The sequence below is a fragment of the Pseudomonadales bacterium genome, from assembly GCA_024234615.1.
Taxonomy (GTDB): domain Bacteria; phylum Pseudomonadota; class Gammaproteobacteria; order Pseudomonadales; family IMCC2047; genus JAJFKB01.
Genome location: JACKNY010000001.1, coordinates 1,037,585 through 1,052,950, shown reverse-complemented (window position 1 = coordinate 1,052,950; position 15,366 = coordinate 1,037,585). Strand labels below are relative to the sequence as shown.

The 15,366-nt window shown below is 45.1% G+C and carries 15 protein-coding genes and 4 tRNA genes; 16 read left to right on the top strand and 3 right to left on the bottom strand.

Features of this window, described 5'->3' with window-relative positions; all coding sequences use genetic code 11:
• Nucleotides 1-89: 89 nt before the first annotated feature.
• The 7 genes from H6995_04975 (at nt 90) to H6995_04945 (ending at nt 3,366) form a co-directional block, all read left to right on the top strand.
• On the top strand, nt 90-854 hold the full coding sequence (locus H6995_04975; GenBank protein MCP5214339.1) for an alpha/beta fold hydrolase: 765 nt from the start codon (nt 90-92) through the stop codon (nt 852-854).
• A gap of 105 nt (nt 855-959) precedes the next feature.
• A tRNA-Gly gene (locus H6995_04970) sits at nt 960-1,035 on the top strand.
• A gap of 49 nt (nt 1,036-1,084) precedes the next feature.
• Nucleotides 1,085-1,158, top strand: a tRNA-Cys gene (locus H6995_04965).
• Between the two features lie 34 nt (nt 1,159-1,192).
• Nucleotides 1,193-1,279: transfer RNA gene (locus H6995_04960), tRNA-Leu, on the top strand.
• A gap of 199 nt (nt 1,280-1,478) precedes the next feature.
• Nucleotides 1,479-2,708: a tyrosine-type recombinase/integrase gene (locus tag H6995_04955; protein MCP5214338.1), complete on the top strand. Its 1,230-nt coding sequence runs from the start codon at nt 1,479-1,481 to the stop codon at nt 2,706-2,708.
• A 125-nt stretch (nt 2,709-2,833) separates the two neighbouring features.
• Nucleotides 2,834-3,082: a type II toxin-antitoxin system ParD family antitoxin gene (locus H6995_04950; protein ID MCP5214337.1), complete on the top strand. Its 249-nt coding sequence runs from the start codon at nt 2,834-2,836 to the stop codon at nt 3,080-3,082.
• Complete coding sequence (locus tag H6995_04945; GenBank protein MCP5214336.1) at nt 3,079-3,366, top strand: type II toxin-antitoxin system RelE/ParE family toxin; 288 nt, start codon at nt 3,079-3,081, stop codon at nt 3,364-3,366. Before H6995_04950 ends, H6995_04945 begins: the two co-directional genes overlap by 4 nt.
• Nucleotides 3,367-3,397: 31 nt before the next feature.
• Here H6995_04945 and H6995_04940 read toward each other — a convergent pair whose 3' ends face one another.
• A complete protein-coding gene (locus H6995_04940) occupies nt 3,398-3,580 on the bottom strand; it encodes an AlpA family transcriptional regulator (GenBank protein ID MCP5214335.1) in 183 nt (60 codons plus the stop codon).
• A gap of 1,195 nt (nt 3,581-4,775) precedes the next feature.
• On the opposite strand from H6995_04940, the gene H6995_04935 reads away from it, so the two are divergent.
• The 4 genes from H6995_04935 (at nt 4,776) to H6995_04920 (ending at nt 8,751) form a co-directional block, all read left to right on the top strand.
• Nucleotides 4,776-5,144: a hypothetical protein gene (locus tag H6995_04935; protein MCP5214334.1), complete on the top strand. Its 369-nt coding sequence runs from the start codon at nt 4,776-4,778 to the stop codon at nt 5,142-5,144.
• A 63-nt stretch (nt 5,145-5,207) separates the two neighbouring features.
• Nucleotides 5,208-6,248, top strand: a complete 1,041-nt coding sequence (locus H6995_04930; GenBank protein ID MCP5214333.1) for a hypothetical protein — start codon at nt 5,208-5,210, stop codon at nt 6,246-6,248.
• Nucleotides 6,249-6,423: 175 nt separating this feature from the next.
• Nucleotides 6,424-7,281: a hypothetical protein gene (locus H6995_04925; protein ID MCP5214332.1), complete on the top strand. Its 858-nt coding sequence runs from the start codon at nt 6,424-6,426 to the stop codon at nt 7,279-7,281.
• Between the two features lie 267 nt (nt 7,282-7,548).
• Complete coding sequence (locus H6995_04920) at nt 7,549-8,751, top strand: toll/interleukin-1 receptor domain-containing protein (protein MCP5214331.1); 1,203 nt, start codon at nt 7,549-7,551, stop codon at nt 8,749-8,751.
• Nucleotides 8,752-9,259: 508 nt separating this feature from the next.
• Here H6995_04920 and H6995_04915 read toward each other — a convergent pair.
• Nucleotides 9,260-9,577, bottom strand: a complete 318-nt coding sequence (locus tag H6995_04915; GenBank protein MCP5214330.1) for a multidrug efflux SMR transporter — start codon at nt 9,575-9,577, stop codon at nt 9,260-9,262.
• Between the two features lie 593 nt (nt 9,578-10,170).
• Nucleotides 10,171-10,247: transfer RNA gene (locus tag H6995_04910), tRNA-Arg, on the bottom strand.
• A gap of 333 nt (nt 10,248-10,580) precedes the next feature.
• Between H6995_04910 and H6995_04905 the strand changes: the two genes are divergently transcribed.
• The 5 genes from H6995_04905 to H6995_04885 all read left to right on the top strand — a co-directional run bounded on the left by H6995_04905 (nt 10,581) and on the right by H6995_04885 (nt 15,343).
• Nucleotides 10,581-11,807: a hypothetical protein gene (locus H6995_04905; protein ID MCP5214329.1), complete on the top strand. Its 1,227-nt coding sequence runs from the start codon at nt 10,581-10,583 to the stop codon at nt 11,805-11,807.
• Nucleotides 11,808-11,979: 172 nt separating this feature from the next.
• Nucleotides 11,980-12,870, top strand: a complete 891-nt coding sequence (gene htpX / locus H6995_04900) for a protease HtpX (protein ID MCP5214328.1) — start codon at nt 11,980-11,982, stop codon at nt 12,868-12,870.
• A gap of 122 nt (nt 12,871-12,992) precedes the next feature.
• A complete protein-coding gene (arsS, locus tag H6995_04895) occupies nt 12,993-13,955 on the top strand; it encodes an arsenosugar biosynthesis radical SAM protein ArsS (protein ID MCP5214327.1) in 963 nt (320 codons plus the stop codon).
• A gap of 18 nt (nt 13,956-13,973) precedes the next feature.
• On the top strand, nt 13,974-14,681 hold the full coding sequence (locus H6995_04890) for a TIGR04283 family arsenosugar biosynthesis glycosyltransferase (GenBank protein ID MCP5214326.1): 708 nt from the start codon (nt 13,974-13,976) through the stop codon (nt 14,679-14,681).
• On the top strand, nt 14,678-15,343 hold the full coding sequence (locus H6995_04885) for a TIGR04282 family arsenosugar biosynthesis glycosyltransferase (protein ID MCP5214325.1): 666 nt from the start codon (nt 14,678-14,680) through the stop codon (nt 15,341-15,343). Before H6995_04890 ends, H6995_04885 begins: the two co-directional genes overlap by 4 nt.
• Nucleotides 15,344-15,366: the final 23 nt, after the last annotated feature.

Genomic DNA, 15,366 nt, shown 5'->3' with positions numbered 1-15,366 from the left:
CTCAATTGCTTTATAATCACCAACCGACGCCCCACGTTTAGGATTTCTGTTGATTTCAATCACGAAAACGGATCATAGCAACAACCAAGATGAAACTGAATTTTATCCATCAAGGCCAAGGCGAACCGGTCATATTACTGCATGGCCTGTTTGGGTCGCTGCGTAACCTGAGCCAAGTCAGCAAAGCCCTGGCAGGACACTTTTCCGTATACCTTTTGGATATGCGCAATCACGGCGACTCACCGCATCATTCAGACATGGCTTTTAGTGATATGGCCGACGATGTCATTGGTTTCATGAACGCTCAGCAGATTAAGCAGGCGCATCTGCTGGGTCACTCTATGGGTGGTAAGGCCGCCATGCAGTTAGCACTGAACCACGCCGAGCGTGTCAATAAACTAATTGTGGCCGATATCGCCCCCGTCACCTACTCACGCAGACATGATCCTGTACTCAAAGGACTTACCGAAGTAAAACAAGCCCAACCAGAGTCACGCCGCGAGGCTGATCAACTCTTGGCAAAACATGTGTTGGAACCAGAAGTACGTGCATTCCTGCTAAAGAGCCTGACAAAAAATAGTAGCGGCAATTACCAATTAAAATTTAACCTCAAAGACATTGCTGCTAACTACGAAAATATCATTCTAGCGCCCTCCGGCAATCCCTTCCATGGCCCTACCCTCTTTATCAAAGGCAGTGAATCTGCTTATATTCAAGCCAAACATAAAGAAACCGTCTTGACGTTATTTCCCAACGCTAGCGTCAAAATAATCGCCGGCACAGGACACTGGCTACATGCCGAGAAGCCAGCTATATTTAACCGTATCGCCCTTAATTTTTTATTGAATGGCTAGTATTGCTAACAAAACGTGAAAGAAAGATCACCGCTAAATCACCTAGAACCAAAAAGCGTCTTGACACGAAATAGCATATGGCTACAATAGCTCACCTTGTTTTAAGCGGGAATAGCTCAGTTGGTAGAGCACAACCTTGCCAAGGTTGGGGTCGCGAGTTCGAGTCTCGTTTCCCGCTCCAAATTCAGCCTCGGTTGATCACCGAGGCTTTTTAGTTTGACGATCAAGATGGCGCGGTAGCAAAGTGGTTATGCAGCTGACTGCAACTCAGCCTACGCCGGTTCGATTCCGACCCGCGCCTCCAGCTTTAAAAAAGGCTAGCTTAGCCTACCCACCCAGCCCGGGTGGCGAAATTGGTAGACGCAAGGGACTTAAAATCCCTCGATGGCAACATCGTGCCGGTTCGATTCCGGCCCCGGGCACCATTGACATCTTCCGGTAAAATCCGAAGAAGTCCAATAAGCTGCATTAAACAAACAAAAACAATAAGTTACGACAACCCTATCTTTCTATTACGTTCAACAGCGTTTATTGACAGCCGAACCATTTGTCGGTACTTTACACGTGATTTCGTTTCAATTAAGGAATATACCGTCAACGGAATTCAAGGAAAGGTGACGTCACATGGCTCTGGTGAATATCCACATCAAGGATGCAAAACCCCGCGACAAAGATTACAAATTGTATGATGGCGGCGGTATGTATTTGCTGGTCAAAAAGAACGGCAACAAGTACTGGCGTATGGATTACCGCTTTCGCGGCAAACGCAAAACCATCGCCCTGGGCATCTATCCCCAGGTCAGCCTCAAGGACGCACGGGAAAAACTTCGCTCAGCAAAAATTCAAATCAGTAACGATCAAGACCCCAGCGCCGTGCGCAAAGAGGAAAAGCGCGCGCAGAAAATGTACCACTTTGAGGCAGTCGCCCGCCAATGGTGGGATCATTACCGCGCTACCTGGACGCCTACCCACGCGGCCCGAGTACTCAAGCGTCTTGAAGACAACGCCTTTGCTGATCTGGGATATCTGACCATCGATGAAATTACTCCCATGCAGGTAATAGCAACCATTCGAAAAATTGAAGCCCGAGATGCTCTCGACGTTGCTAATCGCGTCAAGCAGGCCATTAAAGCTATTTGCCGATTTGGGATACAAACGGGCATCGCCACCCGTAACCCAGCTAGCGATCTGGACGGCATTGTTAGACAAAGGAAAGTGCAACATCACCCTTCCCTACCCAGGGAGGAACTTCCTCAATTTCTTAGGGAGCTGGAAACCTACGGTGGCCGCTTGCTGACGAAACGAGCAATCAAACTCCTATTGCTTACCTTTGTCCGTTCCGGCGAGCTGCGCGGCGCACGCTGGGTCGAGTTCGACTTCGAAAACAAAGTATGGCGAATCCCCGCCGCCCGTATGAAGATGAGTACCGAACACCTAGTTCCCCTCGCCCCTCAGGCGTTGGATCTACTCGAACTACTGCAGGGCATGACCGGTAAATACGAACTGATTTTTCCATCCGAGCGCTACCGCGACCAACCCATGTCCGACAACACCATGCGTCAGGCCATATTTAAGCTTGGCTACGACGGCAAACATCCTGGCAAGAGTAAAGCTGTTCCCCACGGCTTTAGAGCCACCGCCTCTTCGATACTGAACGAATCTGGCTTTAACCCGGACGCTATCGAGCGCCAACTGGCCCACCAGGAGCGGAACGGCGTAAGAGCTGCCTATACCCACCACGCTCGTTACCTGGAAGAACGATACAAGATGATGCAATGGTGGGCCGATTATCTAGATGAAATGCGGGTTACCAATAAGGTGGTGCCGCTTTTTTCCAGGGTTAATAACCTTTGATTGCTGCATGCTTTGTTTGTATCGAGCTTTCTTTGATTATGAAGGGATAAAACGATTGTGGCTTTTATGGTGCATAAATGGTGTAATATTGATACATTTATACACCAACTAACTGGAGTCATATCATGCCAAGACAAAGCATCACAATTACCGAGCCCAATGCTGATTGGCTAAAAGCGCAGATAGAAAGTAAGGAGTACGGTAGCAATAGCGAAGTTGTAAACGACTTGATACGGCAAGCGAGGAGAAGAGAAAGTTCGGAAGCAGAAGCGATCCGGGCCCTGCTGCAGGAAGGTATCAAAAGCGGTTTGTCGGAGTTAACCCCTGCTCAGATCAGGCAGGATATCAGGGACGGAAAGCGGACAGGTGAATGACCTATAAACTGACCAATAAAGCAGCAGCTGATTATGCGAGACTTTATCAATATGGAATAGAGAACTTTGGCTATGAGCAAGCGGAATGTTACGCCGAAGGCATGGAGCAGCGATTCGAGGCAATAGGGAATAGCCCTTTTATGTATCCCCTCGCTGACCAATATTTGGAGGGATGCCGCCGTAGTGTGTACGGCGTGCACTCGATCTATTACCGACAGAGCCAAGCTTGTGCTGAAATTGTGCGAATAATAAGCCGTGAAGATATTGAGGAGGCATTAAAGTAAAACCGGTCGAAAGGCCAAATGTTGGAGGTGCTTACACCTGCCGCCGGGATTCAACCCACTGCACAATAACACTTTCAGGCCAACCGACAGAGCGAGCACCGGTGAGTTTCACCTGCTTGGGAAATTTACCTTTGGCGATTTCGGCATAAATAGTTGAACGGGATAATCCTGTCACCTGCTGGACCTCTTTTAACCTTAAGATTCTGAAACTCATATACGTCTCCTTGCTTTTGTCTAGCGTCTCTATGCTAGGCAATAACAAGGAGAAAACAACGGCAAAAGCCTACACAGACCGAAGCGGTTTCGAATGACTTTTGCTACCCAACAAAACAGGCGAAAGTAAATCCATGCTTTGATTGTTCGTTCCCTACAGGATCAATAAGCGGATACAGTAGCGATAGCCGGTTGGCTTGACTGTCGTAACTGTCGCTGTGGATACTACTGCACAGCGGCTTCAATTGGTGATTCAGATCTTCTCGTGTGGTTGCTTTCTGGTGAGTGTTTATGACCAATCGCAGGCTCGTAGCCTACTGACCCGCTTTCGCGGAATGGCCTCGGGACACGACTCCCGTTGCAATCTGAATATGCCTGATTTCAGGCGACATCCCCGTGCTCCTGTTGGAGCCGGTAGGATGCAAACCAATTGACTCATTAAAGAGTCCACTGTCATGGTGAAGTAATCACCTCCTCTTAAATAATGCGGAACCAACGGCCCGCTGAGTTAAAGAAACCGTTAAAACGGTGATGAGAAATATGGGCAATCAGCCTTTCGGCTGATGCATCAATGATGCCCTATAACGCCGTTCCCGTTTCGCCAAAGCAAGGGCGGGAGCCCCTTGCCACATTTCCGCTGTGGCGTGCGGATAGATTCGATAGATAGCACCAAGTATAAGAACAGAAAACTTATCCGTAACTAGGAAATTCGAGCGGCACCTGTCGTGGTTTCTGGCACGGGGCCATCGTCACTACCCCGCTGCGCTCGGCAGTGACGATGGCGCAGAGCGGAGTCTCAGCCAATAATAGCGGACACCTTGCGGATTAAATATAGTTAAAGCGATCATTCAGAACGGAAAACCTGACCACAGGATCCACAACGACGTAACCTAAACATCATCGTTCGGGCTGCGCGAGCAATGGGGTTCACTTCGCAATAAGGTAAGGGTTGTGGACTTGTGGACAGCTTTTTTCAACAGCACGTACAAACACTTGTAGCAGAACACCTATAAACCATATCACGTTGGTCAATGCTAAAATGATCTTGTACTATAGGATCTCAATTATCGAGGTATATAGGGAGGTAACCTGGTAGTGTTTCCCAAACCCCCTCCTCCCGTACCTTATAGACAAAGACTAAGTTTTGCTTTTTGACTGCAAGGGCCAGTTCTATCACGTTTTATGAGTACTAAACAATGAGTACGGAAGTTCCGACACAAGAAGGAAAAATTGTAACCACTTTGCTAATTTGTGGATTGCTTCTTTTGGGCGCAGTGGCAATACCTACTCTTGCTTATATCGGTATTTTAATGCCTGCTAACGAAACCATAGCAACATGGCTTCAACGTAGTGGCTCTATCATGGTCTTTCTTGCCCTCCTATCAGAATATATGCTATTCACCATTCATGGGCTTATTTATATGTCGGGCATATGGGATGAGCATCTATGGCCAATGAGAATTAAGTATGGCAAGTTGCATACAGCCTTATCTTTAACATCTTTTACAGCAGCAGCTATAGGCACAATTATATGGGGTTACGGTGATCTTATTAACTTCTCATAACAATGCAGGTAAATACGCACGCGAAAACGCAGCCGTTTGCTACGGCGTGAACTAGGCTGACGTATGGATAGTCTCCAAAGCATATTTGAGAAGATATTAGACGATGCACTCAAGAATGCGAAGAAAGATTTGTCAGAAAAGGAATTGTATCCCCTTGTTTCAGATGTGATTCGCGACACTGTTCCAGAAATAGCTGACGGCATTGTTGATTCACTGCAAGAAAATGCTCAAGAGACACTAAAGTTAAACCGTGACGACGCAGATGGTTTCGTAGATAGAAATATTGAAAGGTGGAAGAAGGGTTTTGATGCCATTGAAATATTGATTTCCGTATGCCTCGAGGCAGGTAGTGAATTCAATAACACGAATAGAGAACTTGCAGTCAAAGAGCAGAACATACAGTTCGATCTAGTAGTTCGCTTGCATGCCAGGGCTTGTCATATCTCTTCGGAAATACTCTGGCTTCTTAAAGGCGGTTTTGCTGATGCAGCGCATGCGAGATGGCGTGCTTTGCACGAGGTGGTAGTCACTGCTTTATTTTTAATTGATCATGGGAATGAACTTGCTATTCGGTATTTTGAGCATGAAGTAATTGAATCTTATAAAGCTATGGTCCAGTACAATAAATATGAGCCAAGATTAAATGTTGAAAGGTTTTCCGAAGTAGAGCTGCGCGAGTGCAAATTGGCACGTGACGAGGCGCTTAATAAGTACGGAAAAGATTTTAAAGAGAGCTATGGGTGGGCAGCAGAAGCATTGAACAACAAAAGACCTAATTTTTCTTGCCTGGAAGAAGCTGTCGAGCTTGATCACTTGCGCCCTTATTATAAATGGCCGAGCCAAAATGTTCATGCAAATGTGCATGGAATTAAAAATAAGCTTGGCTTGGTTGAAGCAGAGGAGGAGGTTCTATTAGTCGGCCCAAGCAATTCAGGAATGACCGACCCTGCCGACCTGACAGCCCTGTCTCTAACTCAAATTTCAATTGGATTGTTAGAAATCTACCCCAATATTGATTCACTCGTCATGCAGCATATTATTCAAAAACTATCTAAAGACGTTGGAGCATTATTTTGGGAGATTGAATGCAAAGAACGTTCATAACAAACCGCAAAAAGTGCAGCTGCTGCACTACGGCTCTTTAGCGGCTCGTTAGGTATTCTAGGGACAAGTACCTGAATTGCGTAAAGATAATTTAGTTTCAGTTACCGACAGAGCTATTTCTGGAAAATATAATTGTTGGTGTGAAAGGTATTTATCGATAAGGAGAACAATACCAATGACTGAACACCAAACCACAGCAACAGAAAAATGTGAAGAAATCCTTCGCAAATCTATGGCTTATAATATCGCGCATTCCATTTTACCTAGTGAGAATGGCGTCATCGATCGGCTGCTTAATAACAAGGAAAACATGAAATATGTATATGCCGAATTGTCCAAATCACTTAACGAGCAACAAATTGAAGTATTTCTATCGTTAGTTTTGTCTTGTGCAGCGTTTTGGAATCCGAAAAAAGCAGCCACTTACAGAACTGAAAGGAAAGAACTATTTGAAGTAAACAGACAAATTGCTAAAGTAGCACAACAGCTAGTCGGCCTATTAGAGAGGCGTGATGAACTCCATAATCATTCAGGTTTTTCTAGTGGCACCCACTATAGCATTATTAATGTTATAGAGAACGCGTCGAAAGATAATTTCTTGTACCGTAGCTACATCAAAAAGCCATTAAGTCATATAAAACACCAATTTGATCTAAAGTACTGGCCTAGTATAGAGGAGGTAGTAGCAGAAGTAGGTCTGGATGCTGGAAGTGCAGATATTTACGCTACCGATTCACTTACAGAAGCATCAACTGCTTCGAGCAGGCCATCTAAGATAGATTTTCTACGGGCTCTGTTTTCCGCACTCCAGGAGAATAGTGGACGTAAATTTGGTTTAATTCCAGAAAACTTTGAGCTTTCGGATAATTCGATCTCAGAAGTGATGAATTGTGCTCTACAACTGGATCATGAAGAATTAGTTGATGCGAGCTATGTTAAAAGAGAAAGGCAGCGACAGAGAGAGCAACAAAAGAAAATGCCTAACAAGTCAAATCGTTCGGGGTCAATCGTTCGGGGTCAGAGTAAAAATTAAATGTCTGCTCCCCGCCGTTAACTGAAGTATTCAAAAAAAGACTTTTGTTAAGGTTTTATATACCGCATTCGCTACTTTCTGGATGATCGATTTTAGTGAAGTGAAATAGCGCTATCGGTTAATTGTGAACATTCATGGACAAGCCTGTGAATATCAAGAAGGTTTTAACAACAAGAAATGATAGGCATATTTCTTTAAGAAACGTGAATGGAACAGTACATGTTTCTTTCGGTTTATAGGTAATTTTACGGAGCTGGTTACTGAGTTATGTTGACTTTTAACGGTAAGAAATTTAACGCTGGCGACTTTCAAAAAAGCATAATAGATAGAGTTACACAAATAGCTAAGGTTGAGTTTGCGGAACGCCTTCGGTCTATTCGTCATCCTAAAACAGAAGAATTCCCAACGGTTGTAGTTTATGGAAACGACTTGAATAATTTGTCTGTGAAAGTTGAAGGTTCAAAAGAGCTTATTCAGCACGTACGCAGTAAAATACCTGAAGAAGAGCTTAAAAGTGTGAATTTTGTTGAGAGGAGAAAAGTATTGTCACCAAAAGTATTCCTTAGTTTTGGTTGGGAGGATCATGATCTAGCTGGAAAAATTGCTAATGAACTTATGAGTAACCGGATCGATACGTGGTGGGCTGAATGGGAAATTGCTTCCGGTGATAGCCTTCGTCAGCGTATTGATGACGGGTTAGGTACTTGCACGCATTTTATTGTTTTGTTATCGCCAACAGCTATTCAGAAACCTTGGGTTAAACAGGAAATGGATGCAGGTTTAGTGCGCATGCTTGACAAAAAGTGCAAATTTATTCCATTACGTTTTAATCTTTCTCACGAAAAATTACCAGCTCTGTTATCGGGACATTTTAGTCCTGAGGTCACTGAAGAACTCGACCTATCTCAGTTGATAAACGATATTCATGGAATTTCAAAAAAGCCCACCTTAGGGAAAGCACCTATAGATGAAGAATTGCCAGATACCGGTTTTAGTGTGGCTGCAACAGCTATTGCTAACGTTTTTTGTTCAAAGTCAGAAACAGGAACCAGTCATGACCCAATGCTTGAGATGGATGATTTAGTTCAAGAAACAGGGCTAACCCAAAAAGACATAGAAGATGGGCTTTATGAATTGAGACCATTTTTCAAAGAAGAGCACTACAGTATTATCCCTGAAAATGAGTTATTTGTGGAGTTTGATAAAGCATTTATGGGGTGGGAGCCTGACAAAGACGCTCTAAGAATGGCCTCAGCTATTCTAAATGATGAACGTTTTCCAACAAGTCTAACTGAAATTGCAGAAAAGTTTGATTGGAGCCCCAGACGGATAAACCCTGCTGTCAATTATCTCATAAATAGAAATATATGCCGAGACGATGAAATAATGGGCATCCACCCTTGGGCACAGCACCGCATTCAAGAAAAGCAAAGTGGTTCAATTCGACGATTTGTAAAAAGTAGGTCCTAACAGAGCTAAAGAATTGATTTATAACTTCACTAGAACGTCCGCTTATGGCCGAACTGAGACACTCAGCCCCCCAATTGCCATACATAAGCTCAATAAATAAAAATCACAAGCGAAAGGTTATAAAACTACGCAATTCGATTCCCAAAAATTATTAAAATATTATTTTGACGGTATAATTGTCAGCACAAAACAATGGAAATTTTAAATATTTATCTTTTATTTCAACAAGTTGAAGTGATTTTCAAATCCGGCCCCGGCCTCTTCCGGCACCATATAAATCAATTTTAATTGTAGGCGCATAGTAGACAGATTTTTTCGTTTAGCTCCATTTTACTTTAAACCAACCCTTGCCCTAGAATCTGAAGGCCCACCAGTAATGCCCCAAATAGAGGACGCAAAAATTCGACATAGCTTTTTTGCGAAAGCAAAAGGTGTTACGGTTCGTGGAGTCCGCTGCTTTGCTTATTAACGAGGGGCGGCCATACAGAAGTTAAGTGTGCGCTTTACATCAGTGTGCCAGCTTTAATGTAGCAACGCCTGTAATGATTAATATTATGCCGAGATAGCGGGCCAAGCTGGTCGGATCACCATAGAAAATTATACCAACCAGGAACGTACCTGCAGCACCAATACCAGTCCAAACTGCGTAAGATGTCCCAATAGGAATTTCTTTCTGCGCCAACCACAAAAGTAAACCACTAGCACTCATAAAGACAATTGCTAGGAGTACACCCGTAATGCGTGTACCGTCTTCTTGAGCCATTTTTAGGCCTACAGGCCAACCTATTTCAAATAGCCCTGCAAGTATTAAATAAATCCAAGCCACACTGACTCCATTGAACACTTAACTCCTTCGGCAGAGATGTGGAGATAGCCACATCTTGCGACCGACTGGAGCAACTTCCCCAACTGATTACATGCATGTCCACACATACTAGCTGGCACCCATACCGCGAAGTATTCCAAAGGTCAAAACGACAGCATGAGCATCCGCTGCCTTTGTTTATATAAATTTTTGGTTTATTCAGCTATACCAGAGCGGTACTCACCTTATACTTAATGATTTCAAACCCTCCGTCGGTGAAAGTGGTTTCGGTTGGGTGCCTAACGTGAAACCACTTCATCTTTATGGGTAGTACCCTTTTTAAATTTCTCTGTAATTGAGTCCTTATTTTCATGGCACAGAGATTTGTTTCCAGTAGCAGCGCAGCTTGTTGCCACAATTGTGCAAAGTATTATCCTAATTTATTCTTCATTGCACTTCCTTTGACTTAGGTTTAAAAATTCATAACGAGACTGCAGGGAAAATAGGCTGCTAGTTTTCCTGCAGCTTGGTTAGTTTAAATATCAATGGATTTAATAGGGACTTAAATTTTTTGCCTGACATCCCAATTAAAAAATGTATAACCTCGATTTAATTGGCGCCCCGGGCAGGATTCGAACCTGCGACCTGCCCCTTAGGAGGGGGCTGCGCTATCCAGCTGTGCCACCGGAGCGATGCGGTAGATGAGGCGCTATTCTACTGATTCGCTTCGCTTGTCGCCACCCTCATTTTCTATTTATCGCCCTGACCAAAACCTTCCACTGCGGACACAATAATCCGGGTTAATTTTATTTCACCTTGAATGCATTATTTTGCATATAGACAACAAGCAAGATGCATTATATTATCCAATCCTCTTAAACAGCTGTCTCCAACAAGAAACCATTATTACCTTTTCAGCGTATTGGTCATAAAAAGCCATGGAGGCGGCTCCCGGAGGGATTCAGTGCTGACCTACCTTAAAAGAATAAACTGCCTATCATAAAAATATTAAAGGAGGTGTTTAGTGGAGCACTACGATGTGAAACGTGTTTTCCAAGGCAAGCTTGCAACCGGTTTTACGGCGTTGGCTTTGAGCTTTGTTGCCGCCAATTTGATTTGGCCAATTTGGTCGTTGGCAATGCAAAAGTTGTATTTAGCTATTGCCGGACCGACGCTTACTTTGCTCGATGCTCATTTAACAAGCAAGTTGACGAGCGTAGTAGCCGAGGGGACTTTTTTCTGGATGGTAATTAATACCTGGATTTGGATGACGCTGGTGATGAACAATTACGGAAAAACTTATTTCACAGACAAACAACCCTGGGCAGGTATTTGGTACACACTACTGGCTTGGTTTTTGGGCGTAGTTGCTTTCTTAGTACTAATTAGCCTGCTGGGTCTTTGGTGGAAGCCATTTAGCTTGACGCTCATGTTCACGCCTCAGTCGGTTGATGAGATTCACTTGGCCATTGAAGGATGGGAGACTTCTAACTTCTACGCGCTATCAGTCATTATCGCGCAAATCCCCTTGGTCTCGCTGTTGTTAAAATGGCCCTTTGCGGGGAAAGCAGAAAGCCCTACGGATGGTTATGGTGTGCTCGCGATGGGTATCGCTGTCACTTGGATAGTATGGATGGCGATGATCGTGCCGAGTTGGATGAATCTTAGCCTAGGACATCATGAAATAGTTGCTCCACCTTTTGGTAATTGGCCAGCTTTCATCGCCTTCTGCCAGGCTTATGTCATTTTCGCCATTATGCCAGTGGAGGGTGGAGAGCTTTACCCAATGCGCTTCTTTGCGAAAAGGCAACCCTGGATGGGTATTGCCGGATTTGTAATTGCGGTTGCCGCAGGCTTTGTGGTGCCGCCAGTCGTGCGCGCTATTATTGAACCAATGAATCTGGTAACAGGACCACCTATAGATGTGGTGGTGTCGTCTTTGGAGTTATCGGTGATCGTCTTTATGTTAGCTTGGCATCACCTGTTTGATGATTATCCTAGCTCCGAATTAATTACCAACCAGGCCGCGCGGGTGCTGATCCGTATTGCAATTTGGTTTATCGGAGGCACCATTTATGGTGTGATCTGGATTAAAACCTATACCCTCATTCCTTATGGCTCGAATGACCTTGGCATGGGCGTTTCTCCTCTTGGCATTTTAGCAGGGCAATTTGCGTTATTGATGACGCTACTATTTTTTAATACTTTCTTTGATAAATGGCCGTTAGTGCGAAAAATCGCTGTTCGTTAAAATATCTCTCGTTGTAACTCTCTTCCTAATTTGGGAAGAGAGCACAGCTCTCGCAACGGGTTACCCTATCGCCACAAAAGTAATTACAGGCTATCTGCAATTGAAAGGGATAGAATTGGCCGCATATTGTGTCAAAGGGCTTGATCATTTATCTGTGGAGTAAAGGGCTGTTATGCGCATATTACTATTCATCGCGACCAACTTGGCTATTCTATTCGTTGCCAATATTACTTTAAGTCTGCTGGGGTTTAACTCCATCATGGCAGCTAACGGTATTGACCTTGATTTACAGGCTCTGTTGGTATTCTGTGCGATATTTGGTGTTAGCGGCTCATTAATTTCACTCTTTATATCCAAGTGGATGGCCAAACGTTCGATGGGGGTAAAAATTATCGAACAGCCCGCTAACGAACCCGAGCGCTGGCTGGTGAACGAGGTTAAGCGATTAGCGGAGCAATCCGGGATCGGCATGCCAGAAGTAGGCGTGTTTCCATCGGAGCAATCTAATGCCTTTGCTACCGGCTGGAATCGAAACAGTGCTCTAGTCGCGGTTAGTACCGGGCTCCTCAGCCGATTCGATAAAGAAGAGGTCAGGGCTGTATTGGCACACGAAATCGGCCATGTCGCCAATGGTGACATGATCACACTAACCTTAATTCAAGGTGTCGTTAACACTTTTGTGATGTTTTTTTCACGCATTATTGGTCATACCGTCGATCGTGTCATCTTTAAAACTGAACGTGGGCACGGCATTGGTTATTACATTACGACCATCATTGCCGAGCTAGTTCTGGGCTTATTAGCATCCATGATTGTGATGTGGTTCTCCCGTTGGCGCGAATACCGGGCCGATGCTGCGGGTGCAAAGCTTGCTGGGCGTGGTGCCATGATCGGTGCTTTGGCGCGCTTAAAATCAGAATACGATGCCCCTAGCCAAATGGCGGATACGTTGGTAGCCTTTGGTATTAAGGGAGGCGGCATTAAGCAAGGCTTCATGCGCCTGTTTATGTCACACCCACCGCTGGATGATCGGATCAGGGCGTTGCAGCAATCCGCCAATTAACCCGGCCGACAGCATTACCGGGAATGAATAGGTCGCTTGCTGTTCATAATAAGCGAGGTGCTCTATTATGGATCTTTTGGCGACCTTAGTTCGCTCTTTTCATCATCCAAAACGGGTTTCTCATGCTCGATACTCGACCGCTTTTAGCGACAACTACATTCCCTCCACTACAGCGCAAAAAGCTGGAAACCCTCCAAGTCAACCTCGGTTATCTTTGCAACCTGAGTTGTGTGCACTGCCATGTGAACGCTGGTCCTCGACGTACCGAATTGATGGATCGAGATAATATCGATAGGGTGTTGGCTTTTATCGAACATCGCAACATTCGGTTATTGGATCTGACTGGCGGCTCGCCGGAAATGAACCCTCACTTTAAATATCTGGTGACACAAGCCCGGGCCAGAAATGCGCAGGTAATGGACCGCTGCAACCCAACCATATTGCTGGAACCAGGTTACGAGGATTACGCTCAGTTTCTCGCTGACCAGCAGGTGATTGTGACGGCCTCGTTACCTTGCTATTCGGAACAGAACGTGGATCAACAGCGTGGCAAGGGTGTTTTTAAGGATAGTATCGCCGCGCTACAGCTCTTAAACCAGCTCGGCTACGGAATGCCCAACTCTGGTCTAGTGCTCAATCTGGTTTATAACCCGACCGGGCCATTTTTGCCACCACCTCAGCAAGTTTTGGAACAGGACTACAAAAGAGAGTTACGTGAGCATTATGGTATTGAGTTTAATCAACTATTCGCGCTGGCTAATATGCCCATCAGTCGTTTCGGCAGCACACTAATATCCAAACGACAATTCGATAGTTACATTCAATTGCTAAAAAATAATTTTCAACCCGCTAATTTACCAACGGTGATGTGTCGAAGCTTAATCAGCGTGGATTGGCAAGGTTTTGTATACGACTGCGATTTTAACCAAATGTTGGATATGCCACTGTTGGCGTCAGATCGCACCAAAATCCACCTGCAAGATCTTATGAATAAAGATATCCGCGGAGCAGCCATCGCGGTCGCCGATCATTGTTACGGCTGTACCGCCGGACAGGGCAGCAGCTGTGGCGGCGCACTTTCCTGAGACACCATTGCCGACCTTATGCAGATTAGCTTCATCATCCCCACTCTTAATGAAGCGGCAGTATTAGCACAGACGCTTGCTAGCCTGCGACAAAGTACAGAGGCTCTCAATAGCGAAATCATTCTGATTGATGGTGGCAGCAAAGACCAAACCATAGCGATAGCAGCACCATTCACGGATCGAATTATTCAAACCAAAGCCGGACGTGCACTACAAATGAACGCTGGAGCACAAATCGCGCAGGGTGAATGGCTGATGTTTTTGCACGCGGACACCCTTCTACCCCAAAATATTGAATCGATTTGGCGGGATAAAATAATGCCTGCCAAGCAAGCCTGGGGGCGCTTCGACGTTCGGCTGAGTGGTTCTCACCCGCATTTGCGATTGGTTGCTCACTTAATGAACCTGCGGTCGAAAATGACAGGGATTGCCACTGGTGATCAGGCAATTTTTGTACGCAGAGCGTTATTTCAAACTATTGGTGGGTATGCCCAGATTCCCTTGATGGAAGATGTTGAGTTGAGCAAACGATTGAAACGCCTAAGCCGCCCACTTTGTATTGGCTCACCTTTAGTGACCTCAAGTCGACGCTGGGAACAACGTGGTATCTGGCGCACCATTTTGCTCATGTGGAAATTACGCTTCTTATATTTTCTGGGTGTTAGCCCTTCTCGTTTGGTTAAACAATATGATAACTCCACGAATTACCAGGGAAATTTACCGTGAAGTATCCGCAGGGCTGTATCATTCAGTTTGCAAAGACTCCGGAACTAGGTAAGGTAAAGACGCGTTTAATTCCTTCAATCGGTGCAGAAAAAGCATTGGCGCTACATCAGCATTTTTTAGAAAAAACATTAGTTACTTGTCTAACAGCCAACCTTTGTCCCGTTGAACTCTGGTTAAGTGATCCCTCCTCGACAAATGCCAGTATTGCCGCAATCGCTGAGAGATATCAGCCAGACATTCGTTGGCAACAGGGGGAGGATCTTGGTGAGCGCATGATGCATGCGATAGCAGCAGTTCTGGAATGCTATGACTTCATCATTCTTATCGGTAGTGATTGCCCTACGCTCGACAGGGCATATCTGGAAATAGCAGTGGAGCAACTTGTTACGGGTGAGCCTGAAAGTAAAGCCGTCATTGGCCCGGCGGAGGACGGCGGTTATGTCCTGATCGGACTTCGCCAAATTGACCCTTTAATCTTTTCAAATATAGATTGGGGCTCGGCTCAGGTATTTGAGCAAACCCGCCAAAGACTGATGCAGATAGGTTGGAACGTTATCCAACTACCGACGCTATGGGACTTAGATCGTCCAGAGGATCTGGCACGGCTCCTGCTGCCAACAAAAGAGATCATCGGCCTAAATAATTTTTTCGATGTGACCTAAAATGTCCAGCATAATTTATATGA